Annotated in this window: 23 protein-coding genes; 17 read left to right on the top strand and 6 right to left on the bottom strand. The window is 39.5% G+C overall.

From position 1 onward, the window contains the following. Window positions 1–109: 109 nt before the first annotated feature. Entirely contained in the window at window positions 110–1,231 is a 1,122-nt protein-coding gene (ald, locus tag CWB78_RS01120; RefSeq protein WP_055011832.1) for an alanine dehydrogenase, read from the bottom strand. Between the two features lie 139 nt (window positions 1,232–1,370). Here ald and lrp point away from each other — a divergent pair, with 139 nt between their 5' ends. From lrp to CWB78_RS01070, 10 genes are all read left to right on the top strand, one after another. Then, a complete protein-coding gene (lrp, locus tag CWB78_RS01115; protein ID WP_008110073.1) occupies window positions 1,371–1,850 on the top strand; it encodes a leucine-responsive transcriptional regulator Lrp in 480 nt (159 codons plus the stop codon). Window positions 1,851–2,046: 196 nt separating this feature from the next. Beyond that, on the top strand, window positions 2,047–4,536 hold the full coding sequence (locus CWB78_RS01110) for a DNA translocase FtsK (protein WP_138593952.1): 2,490 nt from the start codon (window positions 2,047–2,049) through the stop codon (window positions 4,534–4,536). Continuing rightward, a complete protein-coding gene (lolA, locus tag CWB78_RS01105) occupies window positions 4,536–5,162 on the top strand; it encodes an outer membrane lipoprotein periplasmic chaperone LolA (protein WP_036956351.1) in 627 nt (208 codons plus the stop codon). The genes CWB78_RS01110 and lolA overlap by 1 nt, the downstream gene beginning before the upstream one ends. Further along, a complete protein-coding gene (locus tag CWB78_RS01100) occupies window positions 5,155–6,498 on the top strand; it encodes a replication-associated recombination protein A (RefSeq protein WP_138593951.1) in 1,344 nt (447 codons plus the stop codon). Before lolA ends, CWB78_RS01100 begins: the two co-directional genes overlap by 8 nt. Next, a complete protein-coding gene (gene crcB / locus CWB78_RS01095; RefSeq protein ID WP_010389726.1) occupies window positions 6,491–6,871 on the top strand; it encodes a fluoride efflux transporter CrcB in 381 nt (126 codons plus the stop codon). The genes CWB78_RS01100 and crcB overlap by 8 nt, the downstream gene beginning before the upstream one ends. Window positions 6,872–6,880: 9 nt before the next feature. After that, window positions 6,881–8,185 (top strand): serine--tRNA ligase, encoded by a 1,305-nt coding sequence (gene serS, locus CWB78_RS01090; RefSeq protein ID WP_008110064.1) that lies wholly within the window; start codon window positions 6,881–6,883, stop codon window positions 8,183–8,185. A gap of 386 nt (window positions 8,186–8,571) precedes the next feature. Then, a complete protein-coding gene (locus tag CWB78_RS01085) occupies window positions 8,572–9,426 on the top strand; it encodes a hypothetical protein (RefSeq protein WP_028835869.1) in 855 nt (284 codons plus the stop codon). 27 nt (window positions 9,427–9,453) lie between these two features. Next, entirely contained in the window at window positions 9,454–9,978 is a 525-nt protein-coding gene (locus tag CWB78_RS01080; protein WP_138593950.1) for a hypothetical protein, read from the top strand. A 118-nt stretch (window positions 9,979–10,096) separates the two neighbouring features. Continuing rightward, window positions 10,097–11,173, top strand: coding sequence for a GTP pyrophosphokinase (locus tag CWB78_RS01075; RefSeq protein WP_028835867.1), 1,077 nt, complete (start codon window positions 10,097–10,099; stop codon window positions 11,171–11,173). A gap of 391 nt (window positions 11,174–11,564) precedes the next feature. Beyond that, on the top strand, window positions 11,565–11,891 hold the full coding sequence (locus CWB78_RS01070; protein ID WP_138593949.1) for a YggL 50S ribosome-binding family protein: 327 nt from the start codon (window positions 11,565–11,567) through the stop codon (window positions 11,889–11,891). Window positions 11,892–12,170: 279 nt separating this feature from the next. Here the strand turns inward: CWB78_RS01070 and CWB78_RS01065 are convergent, their stop codons facing one another. Continuing rightward, window positions 12,171–13,283, bottom strand: coding sequence for a response regulator (locus CWB78_RS01065; protein ID WP_249930368.1), 1,113 nt, complete (start codon window positions 13,281–13,283; stop codon window positions 12,171–12,173). A 792-nt stretch (window positions 13,284–14,075) separates the two neighbouring features. Between CWB78_RS01065 and CWB78_RS18930 the strand changes: the two genes are divergently transcribed. From CWB78_RS18930 to CWB78_RS01045, 4 genes are all read left to right on the top strand, one after another. Further along, window positions 14,076–14,228 carry a hypothetical protein gene (locus CWB78_RS18930; protein WP_249930366.1) on the top strand — a complete coding sequence of 51 codons (153 nt, stop codon included), beginning with the start codon at window positions 14,076–14,078 and terminating at the stop codon, window positions 14,226–14,228. Window positions 14,229–14,482: 254 nt separating this feature from the next. Beyond that, entirely contained in the window at window positions 14,483–15,286 is an 804-nt protein-coding gene (locus tag CWB78_RS01055; RefSeq protein WP_055011850.1) for a hypothetical protein, read from the top strand. After that, complete coding sequence (locus CWB78_RS01050; RefSeq protein WP_138593948.1) at window positions 15,274–15,660, top strand: hypothetical protein; 387 nt, start codon at window positions 15,274–15,276, stop codon at window positions 15,658–15,660. Before CWB78_RS01055 ends, CWB78_RS01050 begins: the two co-directional genes overlap by 13 nt. Before the next feature lie 544 nt (window positions 15,661–16,204). Beyond that, window positions 16,205–16,597, top strand: coding sequence for a hypothetical protein (locus CWB78_RS01045; RefSeq protein WP_138593947.1), 393 nt, complete (start codon window positions 16,205–16,207; stop codon window positions 16,595–16,597). A gap of 145 nt (window positions 16,598–16,742) precedes the next feature. Here the strand turns inward: CWB78_RS01045 and CWB78_RS01040 are convergent, their stop codons facing one another. Further along, a complete protein-coding gene (locus CWB78_RS01040; RefSeq protein WP_138593946.1) occupies window positions 16,743–17,924 on the bottom strand; it encodes a PQQ-dependent sugar dehydrogenase in 1,182 nt (393 codons plus the stop codon). Between CWB78_RS01040 and CWB78_RS01035 the strand changes: the two genes are divergently transcribed. Further along, the gene (locus CWB78_RS01035) at window positions 17,909–18,370 is read left to right on the top strand and encodes a hypothetical protein (protein WP_010389738.1); all 462 of its coding nucleotides are present in this window, start codon (window positions 17,909–17,911) and stop codon (window positions 18,368–18,370) included. The two genes, CWB78_RS01040 and CWB78_RS01035, sit on opposite strands and share 16 nt — an antisense overlap. 91 nt (window positions 18,371–18,461) lie before the next feature. Here CWB78_RS01035 and CWB78_RS01030 read toward each other — a convergent pair whose 3' ends face one another. Beyond that, complete coding sequence (locus CWB78_RS01030) at window positions 18,462–19,661, bottom strand: Nramp family divalent metal transporter (protein ID WP_010389739.1); 1,200 nt, start codon at window positions 19,659–19,661, stop codon at window positions 18,462–18,464. A gap of 379 nt (window positions 19,662–20,040) precedes the next feature. Between CWB78_RS01030 and CWB78_RS01025 the strand changes: the two genes are divergently transcribed. Further along, a complete protein-coding gene (locus CWB78_RS01025; RefSeq protein ID WP_249930362.1) occupies window positions 20,041–21,132 on the top strand; it encodes an endonuclease/exonuclease/phosphatase family protein in 1,092 nt (363 codons plus the stop codon). A 52-nt stretch (window positions 21,133–21,184) separates the two neighbouring features. On the opposite strand, the gene CWB78_RS01020 is transcribed toward CWB78_RS01025, so the two are convergent. Continuing rightward, window positions 21,185–22,348, bottom strand: a complete 1,164-nt coding sequence (locus tag CWB78_RS01020; protein ID WP_138593945.1) for a DUF3103 family protein — start codon at window positions 22,346–22,348, stop codon at window positions 21,185–21,187. Between the two features lie 267 nt (window positions 22,349–22,615). Between CWB78_RS01020 and CWB78_RS01015 the strand changes: the two genes are divergently transcribed. Then, window positions 22,616–23,035: an MAPEG family protein gene (locus CWB78_RS01015; protein WP_010389742.1), complete on the top strand. Its 420-nt coding sequence runs from the start codon at window positions 22,616–22,618 to the stop codon at window positions 23,033–23,035. Between the two features lie 52 nt (window positions 23,036–23,087). Here CWB78_RS01015 and yddG read toward each other — a convergent pair whose 3' ends face one another. Continuing rightward, window positions 23,088–23,990, bottom strand: coding sequence for an aromatic amino acid DMT transporter YddG (gene yddG / locus CWB78_RS01010; RefSeq protein ID WP_138593944.1), 903 nt, complete (start codon window positions 23,988–23,990; stop codon window positions 23,088–23,090). Window positions 23,991–24,079 lie beyond the last annotated feature (89 nt).

The following is a 24,079-nucleotide window of genomic DNA, read 5'->3' as shown; positions in this document are numbered from 1 at the left end:
CTGTTGACCACAGACCCTAAAATTTAGATACAAAAAAAGCAGCTAATTAGCTGCTTTTTTAATGCTTATACCTAAATTATGGCTTAGGTATAAGCGGTAACAATAATAGTTACGCGTTTTCTACTGCAGTGCGTGGGTCAACATATTCCATGTTGAACGCTTCAGCTACTTCTTTGTATGTTACTTGGCCTTTAATTACGTTTAAGCCTTTTAAGAAGTGAGCGTCATCTAGTAGTGCTTTTTTGTAACCTTTGTTTGCAAGGTTAATGATGAACGGTAATGTTGCATTATTAAGTGCAAATGTAGATGTACGTGGAACAGCACCAGGCATGTTAGCAACACAGTAGTGAACAACTTCATCAACGATGAAAGTAGGATCAGCGTGCGTAGTTGCTTTAGAGGTTGCAATACAACCACCTTGGTCAATCGCAACATCAACAATAGCAGCACCTGGCTTCATTGCTTTAATGTGTTCAGCAGTCACTAGTTTAGGTGCAGCAGCACCTGGGATAAGCACGCCACCAATTACTAGGTCAGCTTCTAATACGTGCTTTTCAAGCGCATCAGCTGTTGAGTAAATAGCTTTAACTTTGTTACCAAACTGTGCGTCTAGTGCACGTAGTACGTCGATGTTACGGTCAAGTACAACAACCTCAGCACCTAAGCCAACCGCCATTTGTGCAGCGCTACGACCAACCATGCCGCCACCAATAACAACAACTTTAGCTGGCTCAACACCTGGTACACCACCTAGTAACATACCACGACCGTGGTTTGCTTTTTCTAGCGCTTGTGCACCTGCTTGAATAGACATACGGCCCGCTACTTCACTCATTGGTGCCAATAGTGGTAAACCGCCGCGTGCATCAGTTACTGTTTCATAAGCAATACAGATTGCTTTACTTTTAACAAGGTCTTCAGTTTGTGGAAGATCCGGTGCAAGGTGAAGGTAAGTGAAAAGAATTTGGTCTTCACGTAACATTGCACGCTCAACAGCTTGTGGCTCTTTTACCTTGATGATCATTTCTGCTTTTGCAAAAACGTCAGCAGCTGTTTCTAAAATTTCAGCGCCTGCTTGAACATAATCATCATTTGTAAAACCAATGCCCATACCAGCATTCGTTTCAACAATCACTTGGTGGCCGTGATTTACAAGTTCGCGAACACTCGCAGGAACCATACCTACACGGTACTCGTGGTTTTTAATTTCTTTAGGTACACCAATAATCATAATTTTGCCTTGTTAGAACGGGATAAAAATTTTCCACTATTATATTCATGCTAGGGTAGTGTGTCTCACCTTTTTTTAAGTCCTTTATAGTGTTAGTATCTGTAAAATTAATTTTATTAGAATAAAAAACTAAAAAGCCATGCATAACTTATTAGACCGTATTGATCGCAAAATTTTAGTCGAATTACAACTTGATGGCCGCCTGTCAAATGTTGAACTGGCCCGACGAGTTGGCCTAAGCGCCACGCCCTGTCTAGAGCGAGTGAAAAAGCTAGAGCGAGAAGGGTATATTTTAGGCTATAAAGCAGTGGTTGATCCTGCCAAGCTTGGTCAAGGGCTTTCTGTGTATGTGGAAGTAACCATTACCAAAACATCGCCCGACGTGTTTGAAGAGTTCAGTGCTGCTGTTAGAAAACACGAAGAAATTATAGAATGTCATTTGGTTTCGGGTAATTTCGACTTTTTATTAAAAACCCGGGTTAACGATATGTCAGAATACCGAGGCGTACTCGGTGATATATTATTAAAGCTGCCCAATGTGAGTGAAAGTCGTACCTACGTGGTGATGGAAGAAGTAAAAGGTGAAGAAGGCGTTGTTATTCGTCCTTTTGTTGCTTAATGATAAAGTAACAGCCTTTAATATACTTTTATTGTTGCAGCCAACTTTGCTTTTTTAATGAGTGTACGACTAAATAATAAAAACTTGTTCATAATCAGGCCATCATGGTTAAGATAAAGTGCATCAAAATACATTTCCTGCTAAGGTATTCTATTGCCAAGTGAGTGTAAAAAATAATAATGAGGGATAGGTAATTATGCGCCTAAACGGTGTACAAAGACTATTAGAAACGGGGCTCATCGTCAGCACCTTTGCAGCGGTATTTATTTTATGTGCTTTAATTAGTTTTCATCCTGCCGATCCTGCTTGGTCGCAAACGGGTGAGTTTACCAATGTACAAAATATCACAGGTACGGCGGGCGCGTGGGTGGCCGACATTTTACTTCTTACCTTTGGTTGGCTTGCCTATTTTGTGCCAGCGGCCATTCAGCTGCTTGGCTATTTAGTGTTTAAGCAGCCACACCGTATTTTGCAACTCGATTACACCACACTTGGATTACGCATTATTGGCTTTGCGCTGTTTATTACCTCAGCAACCGCTATTAGCAGTATTAATTTTGATGATATTTATAATTTTTCATCCGGTGGGGTGGTGGGCGATGTGATTGCATCGGCGATGATGCCAGCGTTTAATTTTACCGGTACCTCTATTTTACTGCTGTGTTTCTTTTTTGCAGGGTTAACCCTATTAACAGGTGTGTCGTGGGTACAATTTGTTGATTATTTAGGTGACTTAATAGTTAGGTTATACCGCTTTTTGGTCACCTATGCTCGAGGTTGGATGCAGCGCGAGCACATTGCAGGTAAAGTACAAGACGAGCAACCCGATGCCTATTTTGAAGACGATACACGACAACAAGAACCTGAACTTGCTAATAAAACAGCAGACAAACCCAAAGCAATCGATAAACCCGCAACTAAGGTTAATGCTCCTCAAGACGACGAGTTTATGCCGTTTGACGAGCTTGACCAAATACTCGATCAAGAAATTAGTTTTAGCGCCATAGACGATGAACCTATGGACACAGAAGCGGCGCTTAATGCGCTGGATCAAAGCCCAGTGGTTGAACCTGAAAAACCAACCACAACGGTGGTCTCACCAGCAAGGCCAATTAACAAGCCTAAATCAGGGTTTCAACCGCCGCCAACTGCCAAAGAGAAGTTTGAGCAATTATTAGAGCAAGAGCCACCTGCGGGGCCATTGCCATCATTGGATTTACTAGACAGACCCGACAAAGCAAAAAATCCAATTTCGCAAGAAGAGCTTGATAGTGTATCGCGCCTTGTAGAAACAAAATTACTCGATTTTAACGTGCAAGCTACCGTGGTTGGAGTTTACCCCGGGCCCGTTGTTACTCGTTTTGAGCTTGATTTAGCACCGGGTATTAAGGTGTCTAAAATTACTGGGTTGTCAAAAGATTTAGCGCGCTCGCTATCGGCAATTAGTGTGCGAGTGGTTGAAGTTATTCCGGGTAAAACCTATATCGGTATTGAGCTGCCTAATAAATACCGTGAAATTGTACGTTTGTCAGAAGTGATAAACGCACCTAAGTTTGAGCAAAACCCATCGCCATTAACCATGGTGCTTGGTAAAGATATTGCAGGGCAACCTGTGTGTGCCGACCTAGGTAAAATGCCACATTTATTAGTTGCCGGTACAACGGGTTCAGGTAAGTCAGTGGGCGTTAATGTAATGATATTAAGCTTACTGTATAAATCGGGCCCTGAAGATGTTCGTATGATCATGATTGACCCGAAAATGCTTGAGCTTTCAGTATACGAAGGCATTCCGCATTTATTATGTGAAGTTGTGACCGACATGAAAGAAGCTGCTAACGCGCTGCGTTGGTGTGTAGGTGAAATGGAACGCCGTTATAAGCTGATGTCGGCTTTGGGTGTGCGTAACTTAAAAGGTTACAACCAAAAAGTAATGGAAGCCAAAGAAGCGGGCTACCCAATTATGGATCCATTGTTTAAAGACACCGACGGCATGAAAGAGGGCCCAGATGAGCTAGATAAGTTACCTAGCATTGTGGTGGTTATTGACGAATTTGCCGACATGATGATGATTGTTGGTAAAAAAGTTGAAGAGTTAATTGCTCGTATAGCGCAAAAAGCCCGTGCTGCGGGTATTCATTTAATATTAGCAACGCAGCGTCCGTCGGTTGATGTAATAACCGGTTTAATTAAAGCGAACATACCTACACGTATGGCGTTTCAGGTATCAAGTAAAATAGACTCGCGCACCATACTGGATCAACAAGGTGCAGAAAATTTATTAGGCATGGGTGACATGCTTTATTTACCGCCAGGCACCAGTGTACCAGAGCGTGTGCATGGCGCGTTTGTAGACGACCATGAAGTACATGCCGTGGTAAACGATTGGAAAGCCCGCGCTAAACCAAATTACATAGACGAAATTTTAAATGGCGATGCCACTGAAGATATTTTATTACCAGGTGAAGCCAGCGAAAATGGCGATGAAGAATCAGATCCGTTATACGACGAAGCGGTCGCCTTTGTAATAGAAACCGGAAAAGTATCGGTATCATCAGTGCAACGTAAATTACGTGTAGGCTATAACCGTGCTGCACGTTTAGTAGAACAAATGGAAACATCAGGTATCGTGAGTGCACCAGGACATAACGGCGCACGCGATGTATTAGTACCTAATGGAGCAAATTAATGAAAAAATTAAGTAGTTTATTATTAGTATTAGGCAGTTTAGTGGCTATGCCCAGCTTTGCTGACGACAGCCAAGCATTACAAGATAAGTTATCAACGTTAAAAAGCTTTAAAGCACAATTTAAACAAAACGTAACCGACGGTGAAGGCCAACTGGTAATGCAAGGCCAAGGCAATATTGCGCTGCAACAGCCATTGATGATTCGCTGGCAGCAAACTAACCCAGACGACACTTTATTTGTGTCAAACGGCGATAAAACCTATTACTTTGATAGCTTTGCTGAGCAAGTAACCATTATGAAAACCAGCGGTTTAATTGACTCTACACCGTTTATATTGCTCACCTCTAAAGACCCTGCGCAATGGGAAAAATACAGCGTGCTCGCTACTAACTTAGGCTTTAGCATTACCCCAAATAAAGGCGTAGAAAGCCAAGTAGAGCAGCTTGATATTACTTTTGCTGATAACGAGCAGGGGCTTGCAAAACTGGTGGTTAAAGATAACTCAGGCCAGCTGTCTGCGTTTACATTTAGCAATGCACAGGTTAATACTGAGCTTGATAAAACAACTTTTGAATTTACCCCGCCAGCGGGTGTAGAAATAGACGATCAGAGTAACGGTGAGTAATTTAGGATTTAACTTTGGGCCCGATGTGCGCCCACTCGCTGCGCGTATGCGCCCTTTATCGCTTAACGATTACATAGGGCAGCAACATTTACTCAGCGCAGATAAACCTCTTCATCAAGCGATAGTAGCAGGGCGCTGCCATAGTTTAATTTTATGGGGGCCGCCGGGGGTAGGTAAAACTACGCTGGCGCAAATTATTGCCAACCATGCCGACGCTGAACTAATTCAAATGTCGGCAGTAACCGCTGGCGTAAAAGATATTCGCGATAGCGTAACCCAAGCTCGCGATAACTTACAAAGCCGTGGTCAGCGCACTTTAATGTTTGTTGACGAGGTACACCGCTTTAATAAATCTCAGCAAGACGCGTTTTTACCGCATATTGAAGATGGCACTTTTATATTTGTAGGCGCCACCACCGAAAACCCCTCGTTTGCGCTTAATAATGCGATTTTATCTCGCGCAAGGGTGTATGTATTAAAATCCTTGCAGGAAAGCGATTTATACACAGTAATAGAGCGTGCACTTAAACAAGACGAGCAATTAAGCCAAAAACATATCGTGATTGCAGATAACGCCAAACAGGCGCTATGCCAAGCAAGTGGTGGCGATGCTCGTAAAGTGCTTAATTTACTCGAGCAAGCAGTCGATTTAACTACTGAGCAAAACGGCCAATTTCATGTTGATGAACAGGTACTCAGCCAAGTACTCCCTACGCATTTAGCGAAATACGATAAAGGCGGCGATGAATTTTACGATTTAATTTCGGCGTTTCATAAATCGGTGCGAGGCAGTTCACCCGATGGTGCGCTTTATTGGTACTGCCGTATTTTAGCAGGTGGCGGCGACCCGCTGTATGTTGCAAGGCGCTTATTAGCAATTGCCACCGAAGACATAGGCAACGCCGATCCGCGAGCGATGGAAGTGGCTTTAAACGCATGGGATATATTCCAACGTGTTGGCCCAAGCGAAGGCGAGCGCGCCATTGCACAGGCCACCTTGTACTTGGCTAGTGCGCCTAAAAGCAATGCGGTTTATATGGCGTTTAATCAAGCCAAAGATGATGCTAAAAATCAGCCAAGCTACCCTGTACCAGAGCATTTACGTAATGCCCCCACTAATTTAATGAAAGACTTAGGTTATGGCGCAGAGTATCGTTATGCACATAACGAAGAGGGTGCATTTGCTGCTGGCGAAAAATACCTACCGCCAGAAATGGATGGCAAAAAATACTACCAGCCAAGTGATCGTGGGCTTGAGCAAAAAATTAAACAAAAGCTCGATTATTTAAAAGAGCGCGACGCACAAAGTCCAGTAAAACGTTATGAGCATGATTAAACTTTACATGATGATCGCCCTTGGCGGAGCCTCAGGAGCCTGTTTACGATTTTTTATTAGCGAAACCATGCTAAAACTCCTCGGTAGGGGATTCCCTTTTGGTACGTTGACGGTTAATATTCTGGGTTCATTGTTGATGGGCATTTTGTACGGTTTAATCGATAAGCAGGTTATTGCCGTTAGTCCCGCTAAAACCCTCATCGGAATTGGCTTTTTAGGTGCGTTAACCACCTTTTCAACATTCTCAATGGATTCGTTGTTGTTATTACAACAAGGTCACTTTATTAAAATGGCCCTCAATATCATCTTAAACGTGATGGTGTGTATTTTTATGGCTTGGCTGGGCCTTCAGCTAGTAATGCAAAAAGGTTAAAAAACTAACATGTTAGATTCTAAATATTTACGTCAAGATGTCGAACAAACTGCAGCACGTTTAGCCGCACGTGGTTATGAGCTAGATGTAGCGGTAGTGACTGAACTTGAAGAAAAACGCAAAACATTACAAGTAAAAACGCAAGAACTTCAAAGTCAACGTAACGCCAGTGCGAAAGCCATTGGTCAAGCAAAAGCAAAGGGCGAAGATGCACAGCCATTGCTAGACGCAGTTGCTAACTTAGGCAGCGAATTAGACGCAGCTAAAGCTGAACAAGATGAAGTGTTAGAAGCAATTAAACAAATTGCCTTAGCAATTCCAAATTTACCGGATGAGTCGGTACCAGAAGGCGCTGACGAAGACGACAACGTAGAAATTTTAACGTGGGGCACCCCTAAAAAATACGATTTCGAAGTTAAAGACCACGTTGACGTAGGGCAAGACCTAAACGGCTTAGACTTTGAAATGGGCGTTAAAATTAGTGGCGCACGTTTTACAGTAATGCGCGGCCAAGTAGCACGTATGCACCGAGCACTTACCCAATACATGCTAGATACCCACACAGACACAAACGGCTACACAGAAATGTATGTACCGTACTTAGTTAATAGTGCAAGTCTTTACGGCACCAGCCAATTACCTAAGTTTGCGGGTGATTTATTCCACACGTTAGGCCTAGTGAACGATGATGGCGAGCAGCAAGCTGGCTTTAGCCTTATTCCTACGGCAGAAGTACCGCTTACAAACAGCGCACGTGATGAAATTTACGAAGAAAGCGATTTACCAATTCGCTTAACAGCGCACACGCCATGTTTTAGAAGTGAAGCAGGCAGCTACGGTCGCGATACACGCGGTTTAATCCGTCAGCACCAGTTTGATAAAGTTGAACTAGTTCAGCTTGTAAAACCAGAAGATTCAATGCAAGCGCTTGAAGAGCTAACAGGCCATGCTGAGCAAATTTTACAAGCGCTTGAATTGCCATACCGTAAAGTGATTTTATGTATGGGCGATATGGGCTTCGGCGCAGCTAAAACCTACGATTTAGAAGTATGGTTACCAGCGCAAGACACCTATCGCGAAATTTCGTCTTGTTCAAACATGGTTGATTTCCAAGCACGCCGTATGCAAGCACGTTTTCGTCGTGAAGGCGCTAAAAAACCAGAGCTTTTACACACACTAAACGGCTCAGGTTTAGCGGTTGGCCGTACACTTGTAGCCATACTAGAAAACTACCAACAAGCCGACGGCTCAGTAGTCGTACCAGAAGTATTACGCCCATACATGGGTGGACTTGAAGTGATTGGGAAAGCTTAAAGTACTAGCTGTAAGCTGTCAGTTTTTAGCTGTAAGCTTTAATTAAGAAAGCCGCTGTTTTAACGAACAGCGGCTTTTTTTGTTGTGGGTTAAGGAAAAAGGTGAAAGGAGAAAGGCTCATGGCGAAAGTAAAAGTTACGCTATTTGTCAGTAAAAATAATAAACCTGCCTCTATTGTTTATTTGCACAACACTTTTTGTCTAATATTACTGATCTCCACCATTTTGGTGTTTTTCTACATCCAGTAAATTTAGGTGAGAGCTAACTAATTGTTTACATGTGCTTATTCGCTGGTTACATTAGATTAATTGTAATATTTAGACATTTTTCGGTTTATAAAGCGACAAATGTCGGATGCAAAGTTGTTATGTTCACAAGGAGTAATCATGCCAGAACCAATTACTACAGTCGGAATAGGAGCGATTGCAGCCTATTTAGGAAAAGATGGTCTGCAAAAACTGCTAGGCCCGACGGCAGATTACCTTGGCGGTGAGCTGCAAGAGTTCACCAAGAAAAGAATCGAAAATGTTGGGAAAATATTCAGCAAAGCTGAAGAAAAGCTAGGAGAAAATATTGATTCTCCGGGGCATGTTCCTCCGAAGGTGTTAAAGACAATTGTCAACGAGGGCTCTTACTGTGAAGATGAAGTCGCAGTAGACTATTTTGGGGGAATTCTTGCGTCATCCAGAACAGAGCTTGGTAGGGATGATCGTGGAGCGAGAATAGCTAAGATACTTGATGGCATGTCTACATATCAAATTCGCTCGCATTATGTAATCTACTCATTAATCAAGAAAGTCTTCTCTGAATCAGGTTATATGTACAACCAAGATGACAGGCATAAGATGACACTTTTCATCCCAATGAATATTTATATTGCCTCTATGCAATTTGATGAGAAGGAAATTCAACAATTCGGTGCCATTTTAAACCATGCTTTATTTGGTTTGAACAACGATGACTTAATTGAGGGCTTTCAGTATGGCCCCCAAGAAGATATCAAGAAGAATTTTGCGGACGCTGTCTCCGACGGAATTGTTGTTGCTCCAAGCGCTTTTGGCGCTGAATTGTATTTATGGGGATACGGCCAAGGCAATCAAGCCCTTTCATATGCACTTAATGCCAAAGAGCTAACAGACTTACAAGGTGTACCATTGTACTTAGATGGTGTGGTAGCCACCGACAAAGAACATAACAAATCAAGTCAGCAGGACGCCAGCGAAGCTGGCGCCTCTGCTTGAGGCGTTAGAAGTACAAGGAAGGTTTAGGTGGCAAGCGAAGAAATTCAGTTATATAACGATATAGTAAAGATTGGTCTTCCTGTATTGGGAACAGTGTTGGGTGGTGTTATTGGAGCGTTTTCCACATACTTAATTACAAAGCTAAATCATGGTAATGAAAATAAGAAGGAAGCAATCAAAAAGAGACATGAGTTAGTTCTACAAATTGCAAACGATGTAACAGAGTTTGAGCATTTAATCGGAACTTATGCCACAGCAGTTAGTAACCACATAAGAAAACTTGATGGTGCTATCAACATGGAAGCTGCAAGAAAGGCAATTGTAAATAACAATCAAGCCCTTCGTCGTGCGGGAATGACTTTAAAAATATTAGGCTTAACTGAACCAGAAAGCTTTCTTGAAGAGTATGTAGAAATTACTCGAGAAGTAATTGCATACGGCCCCAACCTTAAACCAGAGAGAATCTCTGAATTATCTAAGGTAATAACTAAAGGTCCTATAAAATTTTATGAGTCACTTGCTTCAGAGTTCTCAATAAGTACGGCGGTATAGTACTTCTAACATGTCGTTCAAAAGGACAAAAAACAGTTGGCTTTTGCTCCTTCGTCGCTTATTTTAACCAACTGATATTTGCCCATTATCGGGGCATTAGCCATCAAAAGGAGTTCCAATGGCATCTTTAGATTACGATTTCGAAAAAAACCATTTTAGAGAGTTTTATAGTGATAACTTGCAAGTCCTTGATGATGCAAAGACTTCTTTTTGTGCGTTGATAAATGCACTGGTTTCACACACTGGCGATATCGCAATCTCCAAAATAGAAGGCAGAGTTAAAGATAAAGAAGAATGCCTTAGAAAATTTAATCTAAAGTATCGAAAAGAGCTTGAAGCGAATGAAACTGATTATGAGATCAAAGATCATATTTCTGACTTAATTGGTCTCAGAGTCGTTTGCTTATATGAGGATGACATCGAAAAAATAAAGGCTGTATTAGACCAGCATTTTTCTGTCATTGACGTAACTGACAAAATTGCTCAAATGGAGAAAACTGAAGGTTCATTCGGTTATAAGGGGTTGCACTTAGATTTAAAACTAGGAGATGAGCGCAAGGAAATGCCTGAATATAAGGCATTTGTGGATTTTAATTTTGAGATACAAATACGAACTATTGTACAGGATTCTTGGAGCGTCTTAGACCATAAAATCAAATACAAGAAAAAAATCCCGAACAAATTAAAAAGAAGAATCAATACATTAGCTGCATTATTTGAATTAGCTGATAGGGAATTCCTAGCAATAAGAACTGAGACTGAACTTGAAATCCAAAAAGCGGAAGATGATGATACGGATGAAGTTTTAGACCCTACCGTTGCAGGTCCACAAAAATTAGTATCATCTAATGGAAATGGGTTGTTAACTGCATTCGGACTTCTAAAAATAGCTAACCACTTTTTCTCTGATTTTGATGCGGAAGCACATAAAGTTGATGGCTTTACAGAGGAAATTGTTTCTTTAGAGCCTGAAATAACAAGAACTAAGTTGAATACCTATATGAAAGAAGGGATTGCAAAAGTTAAACGTTATAAAACAGACTTTGAAACAAATGAAAATTCAAAAGATACTTTAAATCCATACACCATGATAAGGCATTGTTTATATTATGGTAATAAAGATGCATACGCTTCAGTTCTTACAAATGCTTCCAAAGAATCATTTGAAAAATGGCTTGCTGATAATGAAGGCTAACAAGTCGTTCCAAAAGACAATGCTCCTTACCCGTTTTAGTGGGCACCTCCTCATCACTTTGAGTAGACTAAAATGCCTAGATATACTCAACCTAGAAAGACCAAAGGAAGACCAAAGGGGTGAAATCTTGACTTCAGACATCAGAACTTAAATTCTTCAAAGCGGCTTAATTCAAGCCGCTATTTTCCTCTAAAAGCGCAGAGTCTCTTATCCTCTTTGTGAATAAAATCTCTTCATTAAAAAAGCACTCAGGTAACAATTTAGCGAAGTTAGTTATGTTCTAACTATTTGTTAAATATTAAATTATCTTTGGATTTTACTTCTTTATAACTTATTCTATGCTACCTCATTAGCGGATTAATAAGTTGGCGTCATCTGCCAAAGGATATTTATGAGTACTAAAAGTAGACGATTACGCAAAAAGTTGTATTTAGATGAATTTGCTATTTTAGGTTTTGAATTTACTTGTAATTTAAATGTAACAGAGGAAGAGTTTGATTTATTACTAGATGAGCTTTTAGAATTCATCGATAAAAGAAAACTTTGTATTGCTGGTGGAGGTGACTCTAAGTCATTCAGTGGCTTTATTTGTTCTGTTCATCGTTATGGTTCGGCGACTAACCAAGATAGAGAAGACGTTGAGCTTTGGTTAAAGTCTAAAGAAAACATTTCAAATATTGTTGTTAGTCAGCTAGTTGATGCAAACTACGCAGTGTAATGATTTATTTGAAGATTATTTGGTTGAAGACCAAAATGAGCAAATATTAACTTCATATATCAGAGCTTAAATCTAATTGCGGCTTAATTTAAGCCGCAATTTTGCATATTATACACAGCGTGATAAGTCGGGTTGCCCCAAGTAAATTCATCATTTTTGTCGGATGGCGTAGCTTCGCCACTTATCCGACCTACGTTAAAGGTAGGTTGGTTAAGCCAAAGGTGCCACCCAACAGAGTTCTACGGTTCTATCGGGCTCAGTCTATAAATTGTACTTATATTATTCAACAGCTTTTAAGCGTTTTGTTATGGCTTGTAATTTTTCTTCTAGTGTAAAAGACAGGACTAAGGTTTCTTCTACAATTTCTTTCGTTTCATCAACTAACCCGACTAGCTCCGACTCTTGCTCTTCATCCAAACCTAGAGTGATCATTTTTGATTGTATAGCTTGAGATAAGTCATTAACGAGTATTTTTACTTGCTTATCTTGCTCTGAGCATAGTTTATTTATAGTGCTAAAATCATCAGCAAGTTGGCTCTTGAGGGTGTTTAAAGCTTGTTGACGTATCGTCGCTTTTTCTAATTGCTGTTCAATAAATTCCATTCGGCTTTCTATAATAGTAAGTAAAATAGCAAAATTATCTCGAAGTCGTCCGAGTAAGCCTTCGTCTTTTGCATTTATTCCTTTTACAAGAATTGAGCAAGCAGGCGCGTTAAATAATAAGTTAGAGCTAAATGGCACTATTCGTTTTGCTCTTCTGCCTAGCTCAAGAATTTCTTTTTCCAGTTCAGAGATAGTTTGTTTTGGAAATTGGTGATATTGGTTTGCTACCCTAAACTCTACACAGCAGCTAGCGCCTGCATTGGTAAAGTACTGCTGTACGTTAGAAAATAATGCATCTAGATCGGTTACGTCAAGGTTGTCAGTAAAGAACGAGACTAACTCTCCGAGCTCACTTGCTTGTTGCATTGAGGTAAAAGCAGTTGTAGAGGCAACATCGTACATTTCTTTTAGATTATTTCGCTCTGTAATACGCAGTTCAACACGCTTTAATTTTTCGTTAAGTTCCTTAAAGTCTACTGGCTTGGCAATATAATCATCGCCGCCATACCCATATGCTGTGAGTTTGTCTTCACTTGATGTTAAAGCGGATATAAATATAATTTCGCAATCATCGTATTCACCGGATTGAGTTATTTGTTCAACTAAATCGTAACCAGTAAGGCTATTACTAAGTAAAATATCCATTAAGACGACTTGTGGCTGGTGCTGTTCCATTAGTGCTAATATTGGCTCGGTTCCATCAGATGAAGCAATATCGTGTTGCTTAGAAAGCGCAATTTCCATGATGTTTCTATTTTGAGGGTTATCGTCAACGGACAATATTTTCACTTTGACTCCTTAATTTAGTTATTGTCGTCCTATCTTAAATGATATTAGTCATGGAAATGGCTACTCGCAAATAATAAATTCATGTACATTTTCATGGAGCACTTAAGTAACGCCACATTAAAAGTTTATTATGATAGATACTTTATTCATTTGTTTATAATCCTATAAATGCGCCGAAATCGTCATGAATGTCATTAGTAACACTACAATAATTACTTACTATTAGCTTCGTGGCATAAGAGCCAATCGACGTTTAAACTTCAAGGTCATGAGATTAGATATCATGTGCAAGTGGAGGAGGGAGCGCCGTGTTTATTACTGATCCATGGTTACTCAACCAATCAATGGGCTGAGCTCACTCAACACTTTAAGGTATTTCCCCTCGATATGCTGGGCTTTGGCTTTAGTGACAAACCGCAAAATGTTACTTACACCTTAAATATGCAAGCGGATTTACTGACTCGCTTTTTTAAAGCTTTTAAATGTAAAAGTAGCGCATATTTTAAGCCACGATTACGGTGATATGATAGCGCAAGAGCGACTTGCTAAAAGCAACTTAAATGAGCTGCATGCCATCAAAGTACAAAGCGTTTGCTTTCTTAACGGCGGGTTATTTCCAGAAACACACAAACCTGTATTTTTGCAAAGCTGTTACTTAGCCCTATAGGTGCTTTAGTGTCGCGACTTGCAAACTTTAAGCGTAATTTTGATAATATATGCGCTACACCACTTGCTGAGAAAGAGCTCAAGGAGTTGTGGTAGTTAATTGCATATAAACAGGGCAAGCCAGTCATGGCAAAACTGATTTATTACATCACGGAGCGTAAATTACATCGTGCTCGTTGGGTTGGCGCTTTAAAGGACGCTGAAATACCCATGTGTTTAATTTGCGTTATGGACGACCCCGTTTCGGGTCGTCATATGGTTAAAGGCTATACGAGCTAATCACTAATCCAGATATTATTGAACTGGAAGGGGTAGGCCATTACCCCTAATTAGAACAGGCAAATCAAGTAACCAAATGCTTTATTGAATTTCATTGGCTAAAGGTGAAGCATTAGGTTTTAAAAGTTAGATGTTGAGATAGGTACTCTTGACACTAAAATCTTTGAAAAGTATATTGGACTAGTTAGAGGAACTAATAGAATTGTTAAACAAAAGCATTTTAGCAATTATTACTAATGATAATGGAATATAAAATGGATTCAACAGCTGCGAACCCTCAAAAACACTCTCTTACGCTCGATATTTTTGAAGAGCATCTTCATAGAGCAATCGATAAACCCACTGTTAATTATCGTATGGTACGGGTAGGGCCCTCTCGAAATGGCCGAGGTACCAAGCTAAAAGTTCATAACGGGGCTCATAAAGCAACTTGGGCTAAAACGACCATTAATAGTCGTTTAAGAACCATAAATATTGATGTTTACCTTAATTTTAAACAAAACAGTTTGCAACAAGGCGATTATCTTAAATTAAAAACGTTGGCTATAGCTGGTATTAAACAATATTGGTCAAATACAATTACAGTAGCGGGTGTGCGTTTTAATGTAATAGTTAATCCTTTACATAAAAGTAGTTCTGATGCCATTCCTGTAGACCTAGAGATAGAAGAAAGTGAAAGTTATGGTCGTTCAATGAACCCAGCTATATTAGGTATTGATGCGAGTTTTATTTATCAAAGAGGCGCACCTCGCGCAACAGAGAAACAAGTTGATGATGAATTTAAATTAGTATCAGCTCATGAATTTGGTCATTCAGTATTGATGTATACAGGTGGTATTAGCATGTCTTGGGGGCATAAAGGCTCCACTAACGTATTATTGCAGAATGTGAAGCCGTCTACGCCAGGTTACCCTAGTAGTGGTAGGATTGATTTAATGAAGTATTATGATACTAATAAAAGGTCTCCAAGTGCATTCCAGAGAGTCAAAAATTCAGCCGCTATCGAAATAGATATTCAACGATTAATATGGAGTTCAAAAATTGTATGGACGGTTTAAAGTTTTGTTTTAAATATTCATTTCTACTTATAGTTCTTCTTTTTCTTAATGGTTGCTCCAATATCTATTGGGGTAGTATTAAAAATAACACTAGCGAGGTAATTAATGTAAAACTTACTTTTTCTAATAAACATGGCACTCATTTTTTAGAGTTACAACCAATCAAATCACAAGAAAATGAGCTTTGGCATTATGAGCAATCTTCATTGGTACTGACTAAAATAGATAAGAACTTATCTAAAGTTGAAGCAATAAATAGTGAGGGATGTACTGTTATCTTTAATCGAGAGGCAATTGATAAAAAAGTCGAGGAACATCAACTAGAAGTCGTTATTGAACCACAAGACTTTATAGATGCTTGCGCAAAAAAATAATAAGCTTATAAAGACCTAGCTCAAAAGATGAATTATATGTGAGTGATATATTTTAGATAGATTTATAGTCTGATAAAAATTTAAAAGGAATAAATATACTCATATTTTATTCTTATTGGTTCTTTGATTCTGGAGTTTAGCTATACATTCTCCTTAGCTACTTTATTGCTTAACCAAATATCACTCATTAACATGAATATAGACTATTTTATCCATTAAGTAGTGCACCCCCTCTATTGATTATGCCTCTTTAGTCTTTGCTAGACTCAACCTCTGAGATGTTGCTAAAAGTAAAAAAAACAGATACCTATCTTAGATGCTTTTTCTTTGCTTCATTGAAACTTACAAAGATAATTGAGGGGAAGTTTATTAATACCGTTTTAGAATATAAAAGTATCTTCTCCAGATTATCCAAAACAAGGAAAGATTGATCTCATGAAGTATTACAATGACACAAAAAGCACCGCTAATTTGAAGCAACGCATTACACGCAGTGAAGCGCTTGAAGTTGATATAAAAGATTAATTTGGAGTTCTGAGTTTCTATGGAAAGATTAAAGGTATTAATTTTTGGATTACTAATAACTTTTGTATTGAGCTCATGTTCAAGTATTTACTGGGCTAGTGTTAAAAACTCTACGGCTGAAGAATTAATGGTTAAAGTGGTGTTTAAAACTGAGTACGGTACTCAGGTAATGGACATGCCATTAAAAGCAGGTGAAGTAAACGTTTGGCAATATGAACAGTCATCAAGTGAATCAAAAATAATGGATAAATATTTATCTTCAATTGAGATAAGTGACGGCAGTGGCTGTTACTTAGTTTTTAATAAAGAAGAGATAAAAAAGAAGGTTAAAAATACAACGCGGCAAATCGTAATTTCTCCTGATGATTTTCAAAAAGCCTGCGAGAGGAAAGTTAATTTAAACACACTATAAAAATCTTTTAGTAAAGCTTCCCTAAAGGGTCTGACTTTAAATATGAATTTAGCTTGCTGCTACTTTTAGTCTCGTGGGATTTATTTTAATGTTTAACTTTTAAAATAAATCTCTACGAGACAATCACCATTCATTTAAGTGAATATCACTTTGGCGTTACCAGCATTAACCTTGCCTCTTTTCCATCCGTTAATATCGCTATATTACCTTCAGCAGTAACAAACACATCTCTGAGCCTGCCTGTGGCTTCTGGAAAAATATGCGACTGGGTGAATTCACCATTTTTTAAATTAACGCTGTAGAGCTTTTTATCGACCAATGTGGTAATGAGTACGTGGCGTTGCAGTGAAGGGAAGGCTGCATGCATAGAGCCATAATATGCCATGCCTGATGGCGCAATTGAGGGCGTCCAATCTACGGTTGGTTTAGCCATGCCTGGGTAGTCTCTAAAGGGCGAAATACGTGCTTGCGAGTAGTCATCACCGTTGGTTATTACTGGCCAGCCGTAATTGGTGCCAGCCTTTAAATAGTTGAGCTCATCACCGCCTGCGGGGCCGTGTTCGTGGCTAATGATTTGCTTGGTATCGTAATCATAAACCAAGCCTTGCAAGTTACGGTGCCCGAGTGAATAAATGGCATGCGCGGTAGGGGTTTCATGTTTAATAAACGGGTTATCGCTTGGAATAGTGCCATTTAAATTAATTCGTAGCACTTTACCTAATTGGCTGGTTATAACTTGTGCTTGCTCGCGGTAGTCAAAGCCATCACCACTTGAAAACAGTAAGCTATTATCGGGCAGTACAAACGCCCGGCCAGAGTAATGCTGCGGTGTGCCCTTATCGGTGGCAACTTTATAAATAACTTTTGGTACTGAAAACTGCTCGCCATCAAACTTAGCTTTGGCAATAACGAGTCTGTTTGCATCAAGCTCACCTTGGGCATAAGTGAATATTATTTCTTTTGATTCACTGTAATTTGGCGAAAGTACTATATCGAGTAAACCGCCTTGCCCTGCAACGTATAAGCCCTCGAAGTTTATTTTAACTCGGCTTTGTTGGTTGTTTTTAATGATAACAACATGGCCATCACGCTCTGTAACTAACCACGTATTGTTTGGCAGTTTAACCATGCTCCATGGTGAATTGAGATCTGTTGCTAAGGTACTAGCAGTATATTGCTGTGTTGGTAATTCGGCACTGACGTTACAAGAAAACGTTAAAAGCGAGAGTAGCGTAATACAACGTAGAGATTGTTTACCCTGCAAGCCTTTGCTAGTGTAAGGAAAAAGTTTCATTTTAAGTTGAGATAACCATGCAGTTTTTAACACGTACACTCCCTTCATTTTTAGTTTCTTGGTTACTTACATTCACTCTTGCTAGCTTGTTTCATAGCCAATACGTTGTCAATCAATTAGTTAATGTAGGTGTAGTGGTGGGCTTTAATGATCGTGTTAATTTAACCCTTGAAGATTGGCTTGGCTTGCTACCTACTTACGGCGCTATTATTGCGATTGCACTTGCTCTCGCATTTTTTGTGACCTGGTTTATCGCGAAAAAGCTTAAAAATCAGGGGATACAATTATTTGTAACTGCGGGTATTGTAGCGTTTGCAACAGCGTTAATTGCTATTGAATCTATTATGAATATTACTATTATTGCGGGTGCAAGAGGCTGGGGGTTTTATGCGCAATTATGCGCAGGTGCAGTAGGGGGTTATGTATTTGCAAAACTCATTAAGGCAAATAAGCAAAAGACAGAGCATCACGGTTTTTAAGTGAGTATTGGTTTGCAATGCAATGCAATGCAATGTAAAAAGCCGCTATTAATACAGCGGCTTTTGTGTGTTCATAAATCGCAGAGTAGGATTAAAAAATCAAACTAAAGAGCTTGTAACTACTTAGGCCAAAAATAAGTACTAACACTGGTAAAGTAAGTAGGTTTACCAATACTGAGTTAGTGTATTTACCCATTACTGCTTTTTGATTAACTAACCACACAAGGTAAGTGGTGACTATAGGCAGCAATAAGCCATTGGCAGCTTGGGCAAAAATTATCACCGCGACAGGGTCTAAACCCAGAGAAGCCACCGCCGCACCAAATAATAAAATAACAATGGCAACGCTTTTAAAGCGAACGTTATCCATTTTATTTGACCAACCTAACATGCCACATACGGCGTAAGCGCCCGCAAGAGGAGCAGTTATTGCGCTGGTTAAACCTGCGGCAAATAAACCAATAGCAAAAAAGTAATGGGCGGCATCGCCAAGTAATGGCTCAAGCTGCACCGCCATATTGGCAGCGCTAATTTGCCCTGCATCGGTGCCATAAAATGCCACTGATGCGGTTGATAAAATAGCTAAGGTGATCACACCACCTAGGGTGATGGACACGCCCGTATCTATATTGGTTTCTTTAATTACTTTTTGTTTGTCACTCTCGCTGTCATGGCGAGCAGCCAGTACCCCTGAGTGTAAAAATAAGTTGTATGGCACTATGGTCGTACCTACCAATGCTAATACTGTGGTGACTGAGCCCTCAGGCATGCTAGGAATAAAACCAGCTAATACGTCACTGAGCGAGGGAGCCGCCATAACAAGCGTAGAGATAAACACTAGGCTCATTAAAATCACTAGTAAAATAAGCGCATTTTCAACAACTTTGTGTTTACCGCTATAAAGTAGTATGGCACTTAAAAATGCAATCAGTGGCGTCCAAAGTTGGGCATTTACCTGAGGGAATATTTCAATTAATCCCATGCTGGCACCGCTTAAATTACCAGCCTCGTAGGCGGCACTGCCAACACCAATGGCGCTGATCACTAAAAATATAGCGAGAGATTTAAATAGGGGAGTTTCAATATGGGCTCTTAGTGCTTGTGCTAAGTCTTGCCCAGTGGCTACGCCTAGGCGCGCCGCCATAGATTGTAATAATATGGTGGCAATTACTGAAAATAGTAATGTCCATATTAGTGCAAAACCAAAGTTTGCACCCGCTACGCTCGCGGTGGTAATAGTCCCTGGTCCAATGAAGGCAGCGGTGACGAGTAGTCCTGGTCCTAATCGCATAGTTTGACCCTAATAGTGCTTTTTATATTGCTATTTAAAGTTACACCTAACGTTTTATAACGCGATGCCTGTAATTATTGCTGCCACTTATACTAAGTGCCTTGCAGCATTGGCCGCCCCTTGGCTTTGCCTTTTTTGATAACCATATGTTAAAAAAGGTCGCGTAGCATACCAACTTGTATATAAATTTAAAGGGGATAGGTTGCGTTTGCCTAAACTTTAAACGATTTAATAGGTTTTAGTTGTTATCAAGCTTTGGTACCAAGCAAAAATCTTATATGATGTTGACAATAGCACACAATATAAACTTTCAAAGGCGACCATTATTAGTGACTGTAATACATCACCTTTAACTGATAACTCAGAACAATCCCCTGAGATGATGATAACCAATTCAACATTAAAAATAGCCACATTTAACCTGTTTAATTATCTTGAGCCACCTAATGCTTATTATGAGTTTGAGCGGATATATACCGCGGAGCAATGGGCAAAAAAACAGCGCTGGATTATTGATTATTTAACCGAGCATCAGCCCGATATAATTGGCTTTCAGGAAGTGTTTAGCATTGAGTCGCTTAAAGAATTAGTAAAGCAGCAAGGTTATGCGCACTTTGCTGTAGTGGATGAGCCACAGGTAATAGATGATTTTATTTATAAATGCCCCGTTGTGGGAATAGCAGCAAAATACCCCATCGTTGAAGTAGCGAGCGTTAAACACGACTATGAGCTTGCCAATACTTTAGGTTTAACTGAAGATTTTGCCTTTAGTCGTAAAGTTCTTAGAGCCACAATAAATTTGCCGCATATCGGTAATACCGATTGCTATGTGGTGCATTTTAAATCTAAACGGTCATCAATTGAGATTGATGAAACTAATAAAGAGCTAACAGCTGAAAAAAACATTATTGAAATTTTAAAAGCAAATGTAGCGGGTAGCTGGGGCTCAACTATTCAGCGTGGTAGTGAAGCAACATTGCTGATGATAGAAATGATAAGCCGTCGTGAGGCCACGCAACAGCCTATGATACTAATGGGAGATTTTAATAACGACCTAGCTGATGGCGTTTTAAGCCATTTACTAACCAATACACTGCGTTTTGCCCCCGCGTTTGATAGTAAAACCTACCTTGCAAAATATTGTCTTAACGATGCGTGGCAGCTGTTTACGAAGTTACACGATGATTGCGAGCTTGATGAAGTACCTAATGAGCCAATACAAGGTATTACCGATAAAGATAATCGATGTTTAAAACCATTACGAAAAGCAACACATTACTTTGGCGCAAGCAGCTCTGTGCTTGATTATATTTTGCTATCTTGTGAGTTTGATTCTGGCTATGACGACAGTTTTTTTGAAGTAAGCGATTATCATACTTACGATCGTCATTTAATTAACCCCGAGTTTGAGCGCGACGATTTAAGTACCGATCACGGCGTTGTATGTATCACGCTTAAACTGCGGGAATAATGATTAACTCACCACTGTTTAGATATTATGCCAAACAGTGGCGGGTCGCTATTTACTGACGAGGATTTATCTCTAAAGGTGACAAGGTAATGGTGGCATTACTACTTGCGCCTTTGTAACCTTGATACTCTTTGTTTTCAAACAGTGTGTAAAAAACATCGACATAATCATCATTATTGGTAAACCATTCATCAGGCATTGCTTTAAGTAACTCATTAGTGAGTTTAGGAATAATAGTATAGCCCTGTGCTTGTAAATCAGGGATGCTTGCCATTACTTGCTCTGATATTTCTAATAATTTCATTGCTAAGGTTTTATAATTAGTGTTGTCATCTTGCTCCATTAAAAGCAAATCGACAGCTTGCCAACGATAACGTTGCCAATGAATTAAAACCTGATTAGGGCTGTAATTGGTTTTATCATGATCTAAATAAGGTAAATCAACAATATCTAATATTGGTTCATCCCTGCTAGGATTAATCCCCGTTACGATGGCATAAACTTCTGCCTTTCCTGAAATCCAAGGTTCTTTATCATCCTCTAAATGTATTTTTTTTAGCACGCTAGTTTGTAATGGCTGCTCATTACTTAATTGATTTTGTGGGCTAACCATGTTTTTGCTGAACTTGTTAGCAGACAAAATTCCTTTCATTACTGCAATACCCGCATCCTGTACTTTTTGTTGATCTAACTCCACAATAAAAACAGGTTGGGTTGGCATTTGGTCAACGCTCAGATAATGAATGTCACCAAACTGATCGAACGCTTCAATCTCGCTCCATTGGCTATCGTCACCAGCGGGTGCAAATGCGAATAAAGGGCTTTCTCCTTGTTGCCAATCAGTAAGCATGGACTCACTTGCCAAACGAACTTGTAACAAGCTTCCTGTATTGTTTGGTAAGCCTTTAAGTTGTTGTAAGGCGCTATTTGCCTGGCTTATATTACGCTTTGTATGCCGTGCTACAGTTGATAACTGATCAGCATTTAAAACTAAGTTATATTTATTTACTGATTGTTTTAAATCAGCATTCAACACTGAATAATTAAGCGCTACTTGCTTTGCGAAATTACGCTTAATAGTTGCTACGTTTTTGTATTGAGCTTGCTGTACCAAGTTTTCTGCATTTTCAATATGAGCTTGAGCTGAAAAAGCAGGTACTGATATAAAGTTCAATAATGCCGCTGTAGCTAAAGATTTGGTTATTTTATTTTTCATACAAATTCCGCCGTTCCGTTTCTAGTAACACTATAAAACAATAATTAGAATAAATGCTCAAGTTAAATTTATAAAATACGTAATTAGTATTAATGTTGGCTTGCGGTTTGATATACATTACATAAACACCGTAATTTTTATATAAAGCAGGAATCTATTACAAAAAATGTATATTTTATAAAATAATTTATATACATATCAGTGGTTTAAATTTGGCTTAATAGTTGCTGTAACTATTACTCTAATAACAACATAAAGGAAAAAACAATGACCGATATTGCACATTCTGCGTTTGTAGCATTTTATTTATACTTAATTATGATGTTAGTTCAGTGGGCCGTGGCGACGTTTAGTAAGGCTAAACAACCCGGTGCAGTGCCAGGAAAAATAGATAAAGAGCTATCTCATGAGAGTTTTATATTTAGGGCGCATCGTACTTTTCATAACACCCTAGAAAACAGCGCGTTGTTTATAGGAACGGTTTTATTTGCTTTTGTGATGAATTATCACAGCTCGGTATTTGCAATATGTATTTGGGTATATGTGATTGCACGTTTAATTCATATGGCACTGTATTACGCAATTGCCACCGAGAAAAACCCCAGCCCGCGTAGTTACTTCTTTTTAATCAGTGTAATAGCAAACATTGTGATGTTAGTGCTGTTAGGGCTGCGATTAGCTAGTTAAGTAAATGATTAAAGCGAAAAGCAGACAGCCTCTAGCTTTTCGCTTACATATTTTATCGGGCTGGCTTTGTTTTTCGGGTCACAATAAAACACATTAATGAGCCTAATGTCACTAACACAACGCCTTGCCAGAATGCGCTGGTGAGCGATACTGATAAGTAAATAGCAGCAAATAGTGTTGATAACACAGGGATAAAGTAAGACAAGGTGCCTAACAACACTAGGTTACCGCCAATTATTGCTTGGTTCCACAGTGCGTAACCTCCACCAATAACCACGCCTGCCAATATTAAGGTAAAGCTAGAATCTAGGCTGAACTCAAAGCTGGGTTCATTACTCAATCCGTAACTTATCCACAAAGAGATTGCCGTGGCTGCAAAAAATACACTAATGGCATTTTTACCCTCGCTAAGTTTAACCGTTACACTGCAATATATAGCCCAAATAAACGCCGCTGCGAACGCCATGGAGTAGGGTAATGGATTGTCACTAATATTAGCGGTTAATACTCCTACAGATAAACCACTATTACCTGCAATGCACCATGCAACGCCTAAAAACGCAATCAATAAGCTCGGGTATACTAATACGCTTACTTTAGTACGGTTAACAATAATCGATAATAAAATGGTTAACGCTGGCCAAAGGTAGTTAATAATCGCCATTTCCAACGCTTGCTGGCGACTATTTGCAAAGCCGAGGGATAAAGCTAAACATATTTCGTAAATAACAAATAAGCTGCCACCAAAGACTAAATAGCGTTTTGGATAATTGCTTAGCTTTGGTACACCCATGACTAACATTAAAAAAATCGCACTGACGCTATAAATTAAAGCGGCACCGCCAATTGGGCTAAATAATTCTGATAAATCACGAATAAAGGCAGTTAAACTGCTCCAAAGTAAAATAGCGAGCACTCCATAAAGGGTGTATTTATGTTTGCTTAATAAAGACATGGTGAATTGCCTGATGAATGATAAAAAATCAGTCGCGAATGTGACATTATAAAAACAGTGAGGCAATAGGTGGGCTATAAAATTCGACT

This window comes from Pseudoalteromonas sp. S1612, assembly GCF_005887175.1.
Lineage (GTDB): Bacteria > Pseudomonadota > Gammaproteobacteria > Enterobacterales > Alteromonadaceae > Pseudoalteromonas > Pseudoalteromonas undina.
This window is presented reverse-complemented; position numbering and strand designations above follow the sequence as displayed.

What these genes read in the sequence shown, in the direction of transcription:
- ald (WP_055011832.1), bottom strand. Translation starts at nt 1,231, where the DNA reads ATGATTATTGGTGTACCTAAAGAAATTAAAAACCACGAGTACCGTGTA.
- CWB78_RS01020 (WP_138593945.1), bottom strand. Translation starts at nt 22,348, where the DNA reads ATGAAAAATAAAATAACCAAATCTTTAGCTACAGCGGCATTATTGAAC.
- CWB78_RS01110 (WP_138593952.1), top strand. Translation starts at nt 2,047, where the DNA reads ATGCGCCTAAACGGTGTACAAAGACTATTAGAAACGGGGCTCATCGTC.
- CWB78_RS01055 (WP_055011850.1), top strand. Translation starts at nt 14,483, where the DNA reads ATGGATTCAACAGCTGCGAACCCTCAAAAACACTCTCTTACGCTCGAT.
- CWB78_RS01015 (WP_010389742.1), top strand. Translation starts at nt 22,616, where the DNA reads ATGACCGATATTGCACATTCTGCGTTTGTAGCATTTTATTTATACTTA.
- CWB78_RS01070 (WP_138593949.1), top strand. Translation starts at nt 11,565, where the DNA reads ATGAGTACTAAAAGTAGACGATTACGCAAAAAGTTGTATTTAGATGAA.
- CWB78_RS01050 (WP_138593948.1), top strand. Translation starts at nt 15,274, where the DNA reads ATGGACGGTTTAAAGTTTTGTTTTAAATATTCATTTCTACTTATAGTT.
- crcB (WP_010389726.1), top strand. Translation starts at nt 6,491, where the DNA reads ATGATTAAACTTTACATGATGATCGCCCTTGGCGGAGCCTCAGGAGCC.
- CWB78_RS01045 (WP_138593947.1), top strand. Translation starts at nt 16,205, where the DNA reads ATGGAAAGATTAAAGGTATTAATTTTTGGATTACTAATAACTTTTGTA.
- CWB78_RS01085 (WP_028835869.1), top strand. Translation starts at nt 8,572, where the DNA reads ATGCCAGAACCAATTACTACAGTCGGAATAGGAGCGATTGCAGCCTAT.
- CWB78_RS01030 (WP_010389739.1), bottom strand. Translation starts at nt 19,661, where the DNA reads ATGCGATTAGGACCAGGACTACTCGTCACCGCTGCCTTCATTGGACCA.
- lrp (WP_008110073.1), top strand. Translation starts at nt 1,371, where the DNA reads ATGCATAACTTATTAGACCGTATTGATCGCAAAATTTTAGTCGAATTA.
- CWB78_RS18930 (WP_249930366.1), top strand. Translation starts at nt 14,076, where the DNA reads ATGGCAAAACTGATTTATTACATCACGGAGCGTAAATTACATCGTGCT.
- CWB78_RS01035 (WP_010389738.1), top strand. Translation starts at nt 17,909, where the DNA reads ATGCAGTTTTTAACACGTACACTCCCTTCATTTTTAGTTTCTTGGTTA.
- lolA (WP_036956351.1), top strand. Translation starts at nt 4,536, where the DNA reads ATGAAAAAATTAAGTAGTTTATTATTAGTATTAGGCAGTTTAGTGGCT.
- serS (WP_008110064.1), top strand. Translation starts at nt 6,881, where the DNA reads ATGTTAGATTCTAAATATTTACGTCAAGATGTCGAACAAACTGCAGCA.
- CWB78_RS01025 (WP_249930362.1), top strand. Translation starts at nt 20,041, where the DNA reads ATGATGATAACCAATTCAACATTAAAAATAGCCACATTTAACCTGTTT.
- CWB78_RS01075 (WP_028835867.1), top strand. Translation starts at nt 10,097, where the DNA reads ATGGCATCTTTAGATTACGATTTCGAAAAAAACCATTTTAGAGAGTTT.
- yddG (WP_138593944.1), bottom strand. Translation starts at nt 23,990, where the DNA reads ATGTCTTTATTAAGCAAACATAAATACACCCTTTATGGAGTGCTCGCT.